We start from the raw sequence: 13,461 nt of genomic DNA on the forward strand, positions 1-13,461 counted from the left end.
GCAGCCTTAGCGACGCACGCGCCGCAGTTCGTCGACGATCAGCAGCACCGCACCGATGCAGATACCGCAGTCCGCCACGTTGAAGGCCGGCCAGTGGTAGTTGTGCAGGTAGAAGTCGAGGAAGTCCACCACGTGACCGTAGAGGACGCGGTCGATCACGTTGCCCAGCGCGCCGCCCAGAATCAGTGCCAGCGCAAAGCAGAACATCTTCTGCCCGCTGTGCCGCTTGAGCAGCCACACGATGAACAGCGCAGCCGCCACGCCCAGGCCCGTGAAGAACCAGCGTTGCCAGCCGCCCGCCGCCGCCAGGAACGAGAACGCCGCTCCCTTGTTATAGGCCAGCACCAGGTTGAAGAACCCGGTGACCGGCCGCGACTCGCCGTACGTGAAGGTTTTGAGGACGGCGATCTTGGTCAACTGGTCCAGCAGGATCCAGATGACGGCCAGGCCCAGCCAGGGGCCCACGCCATGACCGCCGCCGCTCTTCTTCATCCCGATCGATTTGCTCTTGCCGTTGTTGCGAGTGGCCATCAGGCAGCGCTCCGTTGTTCGCCGGCGCCGAACAGGTTGTCGGTGCAGCGCTTGCAGAGGGTCGGGTGGGCGTGGTCGTGGCCGACGTCGGCGCGGTAGTGCCAGCAGCGCTCGCACTTGGCGTGCGTCGACGGCACCACGGTGATGAGCAGATCGCCGCCTTCCGGGGCGCGTTCCAGCTTGGCCGCCGACGTGATCAGCACGAAGCGCAGGTCGTCACCGAGGCTGGCCAGTGCGTCATGTACCGACTCACCCGCCGACACCGTCACTTCCGCCTGCAGCGACGAACCGATCTTGCCGTCGATGCGCAGCGCTTCCAGTTGCTTGGTCACTTCGCCGCGCACGTTGCGGATGGCGGCCCACTTCTCCAGCAGCGCGCTGGCGCCTTGCGGCACCGGGGCGTCGTAGTAGGTGCTGGTGAAGATGGTGTCGGTGTGCTCGGTGCCGTGTGCGAAGACCTGCCATGCCTCTTCGGCCGTGAACGACAGGAACGGCGCCATCCAATGCAGCATCGCCTGGGTGATGTGATACAGCGCGTTCTGTGCCGAGCGGCGCGCCACGGAATCGGGCGCCGTGGTGTACAGGCGGTCCTTCAGCACGTCGAGGTAGAAGCCGCCCAGGTCTTCCGAGCAGAACGTCTGCAGCTTGGCGACGACCGGGTGGAATTCATAGACGTCGTAGTGCGACAGGACTTCCTTCTGCAACGCATCCGTCAGCGCGACGGCATAGCGATCGATTTCGAGCCATTGCTCGGTCGGCAGCGCGTGCTTGGCGTGGTCGTAGTCGGTCAGGTTGGCGAGCAGGAAGCGCAGCGTGTTGCGGATGCGGCGATAGCCTTCCACCACGCGCTTCAGGATCTCGTCCGAGATGGCGAGTTCGCCCGAATAATCGGTCGAGGCCACCCACAGGCGGATGATCTCTGCGCCCATCTTGTTGGCGATTTCCTGCGGCGCGATCGTGTTGCCGATCGACTTCGACATCTTCCGGCCTTCGCCGTCCACCGTGAAGCCGTGCGTGAGCAGGCCCTTGTACGGCGGCTTGCCGTACAGCATCGACGCCGTCAGCAGCGACGAGTGGAACCAGCCGCGGTGCTGGTCGGAGCCTTCCAGGTACAAGTCGGCCAGGCGACCGTCGGGCAGGTCGGCCGAAGCGTCGTACAGATCCGCCGCATGCGAGCCGCGGATGACGTGCCAGTGCGTCGTGCCCGAGTCGAACCACACGTCGAGCGTGTCGCGATTCTTCTCGTACATGTCAGCCTCGTCGCCGAGCAGCTCGCGCGGGTCGAGCGTTTGCCAGGCTTCGATGCCGCTCTGTTCGATGCGCTGCGCGACCTGTTCCAGCAGCTCGGGCGTGCGCGGGTGCAGCGCGCCGGTTTCCTTGTGCACGAAGAAGGCCATCGGCACGCCCCATTGGCGCTGGCGCGACAGCGTCCAGTCCGGGCGGTTGGCGATCATGTTGTGCAGGCGCTGCTTGCCCCACGACGGGTAGAACGCGGTGGCATCGATGCCGGCCAGCGCCGTTTCGCGCAGCGTGGCGTTGCCGTCGTTGGGCTGCACGTCCATCCCCGCAAACCACTGCGACGTGGCGCGATAGATGATCGGCGTCTTGTGGCGCCAGCAGTGCATGTAGCTGTGCGCGTACTTGTGCGCATCGAACAGGTTGCCCGAGTCGCGCAGCACCTCGACGATCTTCGGATTGGCATCCCAGATCATCTGGCCGCCGAACAGCGGCAGCGTCGATGCGTACACGCCGTTGCCCATGACCGGGTTGATGATTTCCGAGTCGGGCATGTTGTGCGCCTTGCACGACTGGAAGTCTTCCACGCCGTAGGCGGGCGCGGAGTGGACGATGCCGGTGCCGGTGTCGATGGTCACGTAGTCGCCCAGGTAGACGGGCGAGGTGCGATCGTAGCCCGCGTCCATCTTGGCGAGCGGATGGTGGAAACGCACGCCCGAGAGCGCTGCGCCTTCGCACGTGGCCAGCACGGTGCCTTCGAGCTTCCAGCTTTGCAGGCAGGCCTCGACGCGCTCCTTGGCGACGATCAGCAGCCCGCGCGGCGTGTCGACCAGCGCGTATTCGATTTCCGGGTGCAGGTTCAGCGCCTGGTTGGAAGGGATCGTCCACGGCGTGGTGGTCCAGATCACGATCCAGCCCGGCTTGGCCTTGAGCACATCGGCGCCGACGTGGAAGGCGCTCGCCAGCGCGTCGATATCGGCGAACGGGAAGCCGACGTCGATCGACAGGTCGGTGCGATCCGCATATTCGACTTCGGCTTCGGCCAATGCGGAGCCGCAGTCGAAGCACCAGTTGACCGGCTTCAGGCCGCGGAAGACGTAGCCCTTTTCCAGGATCTTGCCCAGCGCGCGCACTTCATCCGCTTCGTTGCGGAAGTTCATGGTCAGGTACGGATCGGCCCAATCGCCCAGCACGCCCAGGCGTTCGAAATCCGCCTTCTGGCGGGCGATCTGGCCCGTGGCGTACGCGCGCGCTTTCTCTTGCACTTCTTTGACCGGCAGGCCCTTGCCAAATTGCTTTTCGATCTGGATTTCGATCGGCATGCCGTGGCAGTCCCAGCCCGGCACGTAGACGGCGTCCAGCCCGGTCAGGCCGCGCGCCTTGATCACCATGTCCTTGAGGATCTTGTTGACCGCGTGGCCGATGTGCAGATCGCCATTGGCATACGGCGGGCCGTCGTGAAGGATGAACTTCTTCGCGCCTTTGCGCGCGGCGCGGATCTTCTTGTACAGCTGCTTGTCCTGCCATTGCTTGACCCACAGCGGTTCGCGCTTGGGCAGGTCGCCGCGCATGGGGAAGGGCGTGTCCAGCAGGTTGACCGGGTACTTGCTCTTCTCCGGCGTAGGCTTCTTGGAATCGGACATGGTGTGATGTGGGGCAGATTCGGGCAATTCGGGTGGGTGCAGGCGCGGCTGACAGTGCAGGACGCGCGTGCGCAGCGTGTGGCTTCTGGGCGGCGAACGTGTCGGCCGCCTACTGAATTCGGTCGGTGGCGGAGGTGGCGAAGTCGCGCCGCAGCGTGGGCGACTCGCCGGCCGGCGGGACGGGCAGGCCGAAGAACTGCCGCGCGTGAACACAGTCCTGCGCGATGGCGTCCTTGAGCGCATCGAGCGAATCGTAGCGAGCCTCGTCGCGCAGCTTCTTCATGAATTCCACGCGGACCAGCTTGCCGTAGACGCTGGCGTTGTAATCGAAGACGTGCACTTCGAGCAGCACGCGGCCGGAGTCGTCCACCGTCGGGCGTACGCCAATGCTCGCGACGGCCGGCAGCGGCTTTTCAGCCAGCCCGTGCACCTGCACGACAAAGATGCCGGCCACTGCCGGCTTGCGGTGCGAGATGCGCAGATTCAGCGTCGGGAAGCCGAGCGAGCGGCCGAGCTTTTGCCCATGCACCACGTGCCCGCTGATGGCATAACCGTGACCGAGCAGGCGGCGGGCATGTTCGAGGTCGCCCGCGGCCAGCGCCTCCCGCACCGCCGAGCTGGAGATGCGGATGCCGGACTCGGACACCGAGCCCATCTGCTCGACTTCAAAGCCGAACTGCGCGCCGGCGGCCTGCAGGTAGGTGAAATCTCCGGCGCGCTTGGCGCCAAAGCGGAAGTCATCGCCCACCAACAGCCAGCGCGCGTGCAGACCATCCACCAGGACATTGCGGACGAATTCGTCGGGCGTTTGGCCCGCAAAATGCGCGTTGAAATGCTCCACGACCACGCGATCGACGCCCTGGCGGCGCAGGCTTTCCAGCTTGTCGCGCAGCAGCGCGATGCGGGTGGGCGCGCGGTCCGGCATGAAGAATTCGCGCGGATGCGGCTCGAACGTCATCACCGTGAGCGGCAATCCGCGTGCGTCGGCCGCCGCGCGTGCGCGGGCCAGCAGAGACTGGTGCCCGCGGTGCACGCCGTCGAAGTTGCCGATGGTCAACGCGCAGGGCGCGCGACTTTCGGCGTTAGGCAGGCCGCGAAAGACTTTCACGAGAAGCGTCGGTGGTCGAGGAAGGGGAAATGCGTTTTTGGACCGGATTGGCGTAGCAGCCGGCCAAAATCCAGCAAAACGCACATTATATAAGGGATTGCCCCATCCCCGGCGGGTCAAGGGAGGATGAGGCTGGGTGTTGCGCAATCGTCCGAACGATGCGCCCGCGCGGTTCATGCTTGCGGCACAATCCGGTATCCAGTTTCTTGCCGACATCTCCTTGAACGCCTCGCTGCGCCTTTTCTTCGCCAAGTTCGGGCTTGCCAGCCGCGCGCCGCTTGAACTGGACGCCCGAGCCAAGCTGCTCGCCGCCGTGCATCGCGGGGCGCCCATGGGGATCGCCGCCTCGGTCGTCCTGCCTGCCTTGACGGTCGCCGCATTCTGGGATGCCTCGAACCGCCCGGGGCTGCTGGGCTGGTGCCTCATCATGCTGTGCCTGACGGCGTCGGGCCTGCGCTTCTATTTCGGTTATCGCTACGACCTGACCCGCATGACGCTGGCCGCGCACACCCGCAAGTGGTGGACGGGCATGCACGTCATGTCGGCGGTGGGCGGGGTGGCGTGGGGCTGTTCGGCAGGGCTGTATCTGATGTCGCCGTCGCTGGAGTTCAGCAGCCTGCTGATGATCGTGATCATCGGTGTGGCGGCAGCGGCGGTGTTGTCGCAGGCGCCGGTGCCATCCAGTTTGCTGATCCTCGGGACGGGCATCCTGGCGCCGCACTTTGTGCTGGCCGAGCAGGCGTTTCCGGGGCACGGGCTGTATTTGCGCGGCGTGCTGCTGTTTTTTGCGGCGCTGCTGACGCGGCATGCGGTGAACATCCACAACACGCTGGTGCGCGAAATCCAGCTTGAGAACGAGAGCCGCCAGCTCGCGCGCCGCTACCAGGATGAAAAGCAGCGCGCCTTGTCGGCGTCGGAAGAAAAATCGCGCTTCCTGGCCGCGGCCAGCCACGACTTGCGCCAGCCGGTGCATGCAATCGTGCTGCTGGTGGAGGCCCTGCGGGCGCGCAACCAGTCGGAATCCTTGGCGCCGCTCGTGGAGCAACTCGCTTCGGGCGCTGCGACCATCGATTTGCTGTTCCGCTCACTGCTGGACTTGTCCAAGCTGGAGAGCCGCAAGACCTCGCCGACGCTGGAGCCGGTGGATCTGGGCGAAGTGATCACCGAGGTGGTCCAGCAGTTCATGCCGGATGCGCGCGCCAAGGGCCTGACGCTCGCGGCGCGTATTCCGCCGCTGCCCGTGTTCGGGATGGCCGAGCCGGTGCTGCTGCGTCGGGCGCTGTTCAACCTCCTGCAGAACGCGCTGCGCTACACCGAGCGCGGCGGCGTGATGGTGGCACTGCGCGTGCGTCAGAAGCATCTGCGGATCGAGGTCTGGGATACCGGCATCGGCATCGCGCCGGAGCACCAGAAAGACATCTTCTCGACGTACTACCAGGTCGAAAACCCGGAGCGCGACCCGAGCCAGGGTCTCGGTTTGGGCCTGTCGATCTACAAGGAATGTGTGCGTCTGCTGCGCGGCACGTTTGGCGTGCGCTCGGTGCCGGGGCGCGGCTCGATGTTCTGGATGGCGCTGCGGCCGGTGCCCGCCGAGATCAAGGCGCCGCTGGCGACGCAGCCGCGCGCCGAGCAGAAGCGCGCCGTGCTCGACCAGCCGCGGTTCTCTGGCGTGGTGCTGGTGGTGGATGATGATCCGCAGATCCGCAAGGCCTGGCACGCGTTGCTCGAAGCGTGGGGCGTGGAGGTCCACAGCGCGGCAGATGGCCGTTCCGCCGAGCAACTGCTCGCGCGCGGCATCCGTCCGCAGATCATCTTCTGCGACTTGCGCTTGCCCGGCGAGGAAGACGGCCTGCAACTGCTCGAACGCTGGCAGGTCAGCCACCCCGATGCCCACGCTGTGCTGCTGACCGGCGATCGCAACTCCGCCGCCCTGGCGCGCGCCGAAGAAGCCGGCTACCTGCTGCTGGCCAAGCCGATGGACCCGAACATGCTGCGCGTGCTGCTCAAGCGCTGGCTGCGCGGCCGCTCAGCCGAGCCGCAGGTCGCTTACTGATACGGACGGGAATGTAAAACGGCGCCGTCGATGGCGGCGCCGCGATGATCAGGCCAAGCGTGCAGATCAGGCCGCGCCCGTCAGGCGGAAGCGCTCCATGCGCGAAATGATCTGGATGCGCGTGCGCACGCCGAGCCGCTGCAAAATCGCCGAGACGTGTTCTTTGACGGTGTTTTCCGTCAGGCCCAACTGACGCGCAATCGACTTGTTCGGCAGACCTTCGAGCAGCAGCGCCAGCACCGAGCCCTGACGCGGCGTCAGCCCCAGTTCCGCCGGCGTGATCGGGATGCCGTGCGAGGCGCCGCCCTTGCCGTTCGTGCCGCCCATATCGTCTTCCGACGGGAAGGATGCATCGCCGCCAAAGATGCCGGCGACTGCCTTGGAGAAGGCATGCGCATCGGCGTGCTTGCCGATGAAGCCGATGGCGCCCAGCGCTTGGGCCTTGGCGACGATTTCTGGCGTGTTTTCCGCCGACATGAAGGCAAAGCGCGCTTCCGGCAGTTTGCCGCGCAGCTCCCGCATGGCGTCGAAGCCGGTGCAGTCGGACAGCCACACGTCCAGCAGCACGACGTCCGGACGGACGCCTTCTTCCACCAGCGCAAGCGCCTGGCGCCGGCCAATGGCCGCGTGCACCTGGACTTCAGGCAAGGCGTGTGCAAGAAACGTGGTCGTGCCAGATAAGGCGAGAGGGTGGTCGTCGACCACCAGCAGGCTACGCAGCGAGCTCGTCATTCTTATTCCCCGGTGAGGGCAGAGCCCTCTTGTTGTTGTACGCGTGTCGACCCGGCGCGGGCGATGGCCGACGGGCCGGGCGTCTCACCCTGTGCCGATCGACCGTCACGGTATCGCCCGCACGATGTTGCAGCGCGGGATGAACGGCGGCCGCATACGCGTCGGATCATCGCTGGCTGCACACCCGACCCCTCGGGAGCGCGGACAATTATGGTGCTGAGATTATCAGAGCGCGCCAAAGCACGCCAACGGTTGCCCCTTCCTTTTGCCGGCGCGACAGGGTTTTTGCCGGCACGCGTCGGCAAAATGCCACGGTGACTGCAAAAGCGCCCGCGGCATGGCCCCGCAGCCGTCACACCCGATTTTCTCGGGGAACTGCGGCGCACTTGATAAAATGCCGCGATGAAAAACATCGTCATTCTCATTTCCGGACGCGGCTCCAATATGGAAGCCATTGTCCGCGCCTGTCAGGCCGAAGGTTGGTCGGGACGCATTGCCGCCGTCATTTCTAATCGGCCCGAAGCGGCAGGACTTAAATTTGCCGCGTCGCACGGCATTGCGACCGCGGTGGTCGACCACAAGACTTTCCCCGATCGGGACAGCTTCGACGCCGCTCTGGCGCAGGTGATCGACGGCTTTTCGCCTGATCTCGTGGTGCTGGCCGGTTTCATGCGCATCCTTACGCCCGGCTTTGTAAAGCGCTACGCGGGCCGCATGCTGAACATTCACCCATCTCTGCTGCCGTGCTTCCCTGGTTTGCATACGCACGAGGCGGCGCTGGCCATGGGCGTGAAGGTGCACGGCGCCACAGTGCATTTCGTGACCGCTGACCTGGACCACGGCCCGATCGTGCTGCAGGCCGTCATCGACGTGCGTCAGGACGACACGCCTGACTCGCTCGCCGGGCGGCTGCTGGCACAGGAACACACGATCTACCCGCGTGCCGTGCGCTGGTTCGTGGAAGGGCGGTTGTCGATCGAAGACGGTGTCGTGCGCGTCTCGCCGGATGAATCGCAGCTTGTCATTGGCGCCAACGCCCGGGAGGCAGCATGAGCCAGGATCGTCAGCGTTCGCGCGGCAACGGAAACGGCGGATCGGGCAACAAGCGGGCGGGTTCGGGTGGCGGTGGCTGGTACCGCGCACCGCAGGGCAAGCCTGCCCCCCGCAGCGCTCCGCGTCCCCGCACGGGCGTGCATGGCAGCCATCTGGAGCACCTCGACAAGGTGCTTGCGCGCCTGCTGCACTTTGCGGCGCCCGCCGACATGGTGGTCAGCCAGTACTTCCGGGAGCACCACGAACTTGGCCACCGCGAGCGCGGCATCATCGCCGAAGCCGCCTTTGCCGTGCTGCGCCGCAAGGTGGAATTCGGCCAGTTTGCCGAGAGCGGCACGGGCCCGGCGCGTCGCCGTCTGGTACTGCTTGGCTTGTTGCAGACTGCCGGACGTGAGGCGATTGCCCCGTTCCTGAACCCGGCCGAAGCCGAATGGCTGGATCGCTGGGAAAACCGCGACCGCGCGGCGTTGGCGGCCCGCGTGCGCGCCAATCTGCCCGACTGGCTGTTCGACGCGCTGGTTGCCCAGCACGGTGCGGAGTTCACCGAAGCGTTGGCTCAGGCGTGGTTGACGCCCGCACCGCTGGATCTGCGTGTGAACACGCTCAAGGGCGAACGCGACGCCGTGCTCGGCACGCTGGCCGAAGCCGGCATTGAAGGCGCTGCGGCGCCGCTCTCGCCGGTGGGCATCCGCCTAGCGGGCAAGCCGGCGCTGAACAAGCTCGACATCTTCACCAACGGCACGGTCGAGGTGCAGGACGAGGGCAGCCAACTGCTGTGCCAATTGCTGGCACCCAAGCGCGGCGAAATGGTGGTCGATTTCTGCGCCGGTGCCGGCGGCAAGACCCTGGCGATTGGCGCGGCGATGCGCTCGACGGGGCGCCTGTATGCCTTCGACGTATCGGAAAAGCGCTTGTCGAACCTCGGCCCGCGACTGGCGCGCAGCGGCCTGTCCAACGTGCACCCGGGCCGTATCGACAGCGAGCACGATGCCAAGGTCAAGCGTCTGGCCGGCAAGATCGATCGCGTGTTGGTCGACGCGCCGTGCAGCGGCCTCGGCACGCTGCGCCGCAATCCGGACCTGAAGTGGCGCCAGTCGGCGCAGGCCGTGGAAGAAATGTCGGCCAAGCAGCTGTCGATCCTGACATCGGCGGCGCGGCTGCTGAAGGCGGGTGGCCGCCTCGTCTACGCGACTTGCAGCGTACTTGCGCGCGAGAACCAGCGGGTGGTGGAGCAGTTCCTGGCGGCACATGAAGACTTCGTGCTCGTGCCCGCCGGCGAGGTGCTGGCCGCGCAGAAGATCGCGCTGGAAATGGGGCCCTACCTCGAGCTGTATCCGCACACGCACCAGACCGACGGCTTCTTCGCGGCCGTGCTGGAGCGCCGCGCATGATGGTGCGCCGCTTCGGTTGGCTGCTGGCCGCATGGCTGGCGTTGGCTGCAGGTGGCGTCGCACTGGCCCGCAGCGCGCCGCCGGTGCAGCCGGCCAAGGGCACGGTGCAGGCCGCGTTCACGCCCGATGACGACATCGAAGGATTGTTGGCCGATGCCATCGACGAGGCGCGCGAGCAGGTGCTGGTGCAGGCGTATCTGCTGTCGAACAAGGCCATCACGCGTGCGCTGCTGGCGGCGCATCAACGTGGTGTGGATGTTCGCGTGCTCGCCGACCGTGAGCAGATGACGCGCTCCGGCGGCAGCCGCGTGCCGGAGGTCGCCAACGCAGGCATTCCCGTCTGGCTGGAGGTGCGCTACAAGAATGCGCACAACAAGGTCATCGTGATCGACCCGCGCGGCGCGCATCCGGTGCTGGTCACCGGCAGCTTCAATTTCACGCAGACTGCGCAGCGCGGCAACGCCGAGAACGTCCTGATCGTGCGCGGCGATGCCGATCTCGCCCAGCGTTATGCCGCCAACTGGCAGAAGCATGTGGCTGACGCGTTGCCCTATCGGACCCAGTAAGGGTTTGCAATCACCCGCTAACCCAATGAACGGATTGCCGCTGAACCTGAACCACATCGCGCTGGGCCACATGATCGACGACATCGTCTCCGATCTGGGTGGTCCGCGCTTTATCTGGCAACTGGGCGCGCTGCTGCTGGTGCTCGTTGCGGCCTGGCTGATTGCGCGGCCGATCTCGCGGCGCCTGCATGCGGCGCATGTGAACGAGACCTTCGCCCTGCGTTTTGCCTGGTCGAGCCTGGAGCGGGCGATGTTCCCGCTGATCGGCTGGCTGCTGGTGGTGGGTGCGCGCTATGCCCTGGTTGGCACCATGCCGATCAGCGTGTTCCGGCTGGCCGCGGTGCCGCTGTTTGGCCTAGCGATTCTTTATCTCGGCTTCTACGTGTTGCGCCGCGTGCTGTCGGCCAACGGCGAGCTGCACGGCATGCTCGTCCTCGCAGAGCGCGTGCTGACCACGCTGATGTGGATCGGCATGGTGCTCTACGTGCTCGGCGTGCTCGGCGATGTGGTGGATTACCTCGACGGCATCCGCTTTGCGCTGGGTGGCAAGCAGAAGGTGAGCCTGGCGGCCATGCTGATGGGCGTGGTGTGGATTCTCGTCACGGTGCTCGTGGCAATGTGGTTCGGCTCGTGGCTGGACAGCCGCATCACGCGTGCTTCGGCCATTGACGCCAACCTGAAGGTGGTGCTGTCGCGCGTGACCAAGGCAGTGCTGCTGCTGGTGTCGCTGCTGCTGAGCCTGTCGCTGGTGGGCATCGACCTGACGGTGCTGTCGGTGTTTGGCGGCGCGCTTGGCGTGGGCCTGGGCTTTGGCTTGCAGAAAATCGCCAGCAATTACGTCTCGGGCTTCATCATCCTGCTGGAGCGTTCGCTCAAGCTGGGCGATCAGATTACGGTCAGCACGTACACCGGCATCGTCACGCAGATCCGCACCCGCTACACCGTGGTGCGCAATGGCGACGGCGATACGCTCGTCCCGAACGAACTGATGGTCGCGCAGGCCGTGCAGAACCACAACGAGCGCGGCACCGTGCGCGTGGCGGTGCGCGTGCAGGCGTCGTATGCCGCTGATCCTGAAAGCGTGCTGGCGCTGCTGCTGCAATGCGCCGAGGGCATCCCGCGCGTTCTGCCTGAGCCAGCGCCCGCCGCTTTCATGGCGTTGTTTGCCGACAGCGGCATCGAGTACGAACTAGGGGTGTGGATCGGCGACCCGCACAACGGCAAGCTCGGCGTGCAATCCGACCTGAACCGCGCCATCTATCGCCGCTTCAAGGAAGCTGGCATCGAGATCCCATACCCGCAACGTGAAGTGCGGGTGCTCGGGGCCCAGGCGCTGCAACAGGGCGCTCCGAGCACTTCGGGTGATGTGGGAGCCGCATCGAACCCGTCCCCCTCGGCCTAACACACCTACGCGGGGAACGGCGCCCCCTTGTCCGAGGTCAAAACGGCGGTTTTCCCCCATGGAATAGAGGGGGTGTTCGGTTAAAATGCCGATTGCTCCCACGAAGGATTAGACGGCTCGTCGCAAAGGCTCGGTATTTGCGACAAAGCGCTGCGAATGCCTTGTATTGCGCAGGGGCGGAGGTCATATCAATGGCGGCAGGAAGCTGGCCGATGTGACGCGCAAGCCGGGTGCCAACACCCGCATCCCCGCCAACACGACCCCGTTGTCGTAACGCTGCGACAACGGATGGCCTTAAGAGGCAGCATGGTTTGTTCGATTGACGGACCAAGGGCTGCTTTGATCACCCGAGTTGACCACGGAGAACACTTTGATCGACTCCTTTCTGACTTTCCTTGCCAACGGCACCCTGGATTGGGCCTGGTGGCAAATCCTGATTTTCACGCTGGTGATGACGCACATCACCATCGCCAGCGTCACGATTTTTCTGCACCGTTGCCAGGCGCACCGGGCGCTGGATGTGCATCCCATCGCCGGACACTTCTTCCGTTTCTGGCTGTGGCTGACCACTGGCATGGTCACGAAGGAATGGACCGCCATTCACCGCAAGCACCACGCCAAGTGCGAAACCGAAGAGGATCCGCATAGCCCGCAGACCCGAGGCATCCGCAAGGTGCTGATGGAAGGCGCCGAGCTGTATCGCGCCGAGGCCAAGAACAAGGAAACGATCCAGAAGTTCGGCCACGGTACGCCGGACGATTGGGTCGAGAAGAACGTGTATTCGAAGTTCACGTGGCAAGGCGTCGGTCTGATGCTGATCCTGGACGTGCTGATGTTCGGTGCGCTCGGCCTGACGGTGTGGGCCGTGCAGATGCTGTGGATCCCGATCCACGCTGCCGGCATCATCAACGGTCTGGGCCACTTCTGGGGCTACCGCAACTTCGACTGCGAAGACGCTTCGACGAACGTGTCGCCGTGGGGCATCATCATCGGCGGCGAAGAGCTGCACAACAACCACCATACGTATGCCACGTCGGCCAAGTTCTCGGTCAAGTGGTATGAGTTCGACATCGGCTGGGGCTACATCCGCGCGCTCGAAATCGTCGGTTTGGCGAAGGTCAAGAAGGTGGCGCCCAAGGCCCGCTTTGGCGACGTGAAGCCGGTCGACCAGAACACGCTGGAAGCCATCATCGCCAACCGCTACGACGTGATGGCCCGCTATGCCAAGACCGTCAAGGCGGCCTATCGCCAGGAGCTGGCCAAGCTGAAGGATTCGCGCGCTGTCGAGTACCGCGCGCTGAAGCCCGCCCGCAAGTGGTTCCACCGCGACGAGACCAAGCTGGGCGCGCCGCAGCGCGAGCAGCTCTCGCAAATCGTGTCGGACCATTCGGCGCTGCACACCTTCGTTGAGATGCGCCGTGAGCTTGGCGCGCTCTGGGGCCGTTCGAACGCCACGCGCGAGCAATTGCTGCATCAGCTGCAGGAATGGTGCAAGCGCGCTGAGGAAAGCGGTATTCACGCACTGCAGGAATTTGCTGTGCGCCTGCGCCGCTACGCCTGAGTTTCTTGTTTCATAGGTGAAGCCCCGCTCCGCAGCGGGGCTTTTCTTTTGGGTAAACTGCCCCAATTCCCATTTTTAATACGCCGCGACAATGTATCGCGGTGCCAGTCCTCCTCACACGCCGTCCGTTTCATTGCCGCGCCAGCTTCTTGGCGCCTTCACAGCGCGAATGGACGCGGAGACCA

General features: G+C 65.2%; 10 protein-coding genes. 6 read left to right on the forward strand and 4 right to left on the reverse strand.

Annotated elements, in window-relative coordinates; all coding sequences use genetic code 11:
• Positions 1-6: 6 nt before the first annotated feature.
• From lspA to ABIC76_RS14585, 3 genes are all read right to left on the reverse strand, one after another.
• Positions 7-531, reverse strand: a complete 525-nt coding sequence (gene lspA / locus ABIC76_RS14575; RefSeq protein WP_354534405.1) for a signal peptidase II — start codon at positions 529-531, stop codon at positions 7-9.
• Positions 531-3,410, reverse strand: a complete 2,880-nt coding sequence (ileS, locus tag ABIC76_RS14580) for an isoleucine--tRNA ligase (RefSeq protein WP_102066653.1) — start codon at positions 3,408-3,410, stop codon at positions 531-533. Before ileS ends, lspA begins: the two co-directional genes overlap by 1 nt.
• A gap of 109 nt (positions 3,411-3,519) precedes the next feature.
• On the reverse strand, positions 3,520-4,518 hold the full coding sequence (locus ABIC76_RS14585; protein WP_045787515.1) for a bifunctional riboflavin kinase/FAD synthetase: 999 nt from the start codon (positions 4,516-4,518) through the stop codon (positions 3,520-3,522).
• A 220-nt stretch (positions 4,519-4,738) separates the two neighbouring features.
• On the opposite strand from ABIC76_RS14585, the gene ABIC76_RS14590 reads away from it, so the two are divergent.
• Entirely contained in the window at positions 4,739-6,571 is a 1,833-nt protein-coding gene (locus tag ABIC76_RS14590) for an ATP-binding response regulator (protein ID WP_027680728.1), read from the forward strand.
• 66 nt (positions 6,572-6,637) lie between these two features.
• On the opposite strand, the gene ABIC76_RS14595 is transcribed toward ABIC76_RS14590, so the two are convergent.
• Positions 6,638-7,303 carry a response regulator transcription factor gene (locus ABIC76_RS14595; RefSeq protein ID WP_027680729.1) on the reverse strand — a complete coding sequence of 222 codons (666 nt, stop codon included), beginning with the start codon at positions 7,301-7,303 and terminating at the stop codon, positions 6,638-6,640.
• 402 nt (positions 7,304-7,705) lie between these two features.
• Here ABIC76_RS14595 and purN point away from each other — a divergent pair, with 402 nt between their 5' ends.
• The 5 genes from purN to ABIC76_RS14620 all read left to right on the forward strand — a co-directional run bounded on the left by purN (position 7,706) and on the right by ABIC76_RS14620 (position 13,276).
• Positions 7,706-8,356, forward strand: coding sequence for a phosphoribosylglycinamide formyltransferase (purN, locus tag ABIC76_RS14600; RefSeq protein WP_354534406.1), 651 nt, complete (start codon positions 7,706-7,708; stop codon positions 8,354-8,356).
• On the forward strand, positions 8,353-9,747 hold the full coding sequence (locus ABIC76_RS14605) for an RsmB/NOP family class I SAM-dependent RNA methyltransferase (protein WP_102066651.1): 1,395 nt from the start codon (positions 8,353-8,355) through the stop codon (positions 9,745-9,747). Before purN ends, ABIC76_RS14605 begins: the two co-directional genes overlap by 4 nt.
• The gene (locus ABIC76_RS14610) at positions 9,744-10,313 is read left to right on the forward strand and encodes a phospholipase D family nuclease (RefSeq protein WP_354534408.1); all 570 of its coding nucleotides are present in this window, start codon (positions 9,744-9,746) and stop codon (positions 10,311-10,313) included. The genes ABIC76_RS14605 and ABIC76_RS14610 overlap by 4 nt, the downstream gene beginning before the upstream one ends.
• Before the next feature lie 25 nt (positions 10,314-10,338).
• Positions 10,339-11,715 (forward strand): mechanosensitive ion channel family protein, encoded by a 1,377-nt coding sequence (locus ABIC76_RS14615; protein WP_354534409.1) that lies wholly within the window; start codon positions 10,339-10,341, stop codon positions 11,713-11,715.
• Positions 11,716-12,085: 370 nt separating this feature from the next.
• A complete protein-coding gene (locus ABIC76_RS14620) occupies positions 12,086-13,276 on the forward strand; it encodes a DesA family fatty acid desaturase (protein WP_009241308.1) in 1,191 nt (396 codons plus the stop codon).
• Positions 13,277-13,461 lie beyond the last annotated feature (185 nt).

Origin of the sequence: Ralstonia sp. 1138, assembly GCF_040544795.1 — a bacterium.
GTDB lineage: Bacteria > Pseudomonadota > Gammaproteobacteria > Burkholderiales > Burkholderiaceae > Ralstonia > Ralstonia flatus.

Coding starts and splice junctions, on each gene's coding strand:
- lspA (WP_354534405.1), bottom strand. CDS start 531: ATGGCCACTCGCAACAACGGCAAGAGCAAATCGATCGGGATGAAGAAG.
- ileS (WP_102066653.1), bottom strand. CDS start 3,410: ATGTCCGATTCCAAGAAGCCTACGCCGGAGAAGAGCAAGTACCCGGTC.
- ABIC76_RS14595 (WP_027680729.1), bottom strand. CDS start 7,303: ATGACGAGCTCGCTGCGTAGCCTGCTGGTGGTCGACGACCACCCTCTC.
- purN (WP_354534406.1), top strand. CDS start 7,706: ATGAAAAACATCGTCATTCTCATTTCCGGACGCGGCTCCAATATGGAA.
- ABIC76_RS14605 (WP_102066651.1), top strand. CDS start 8,353: ATGAGCCAGGATCGTCAGCGTTCGCGCGGCAACGGAAACGGCGGATCG.
- ABIC76_RS14610 (WP_354534408.1), top strand. CDS start 9,744: ATGATGGTGCGCCGCTTCGGTTGGCTGCTGGCCGCATGGCTGGCGTTG.
- ABIC76_RS14615 (WP_354534409.1), top strand. CDS start 10,339: ATGAACGGATTGCCGCTGAACCTGAACCACATCGCGCTGGGCCACATG.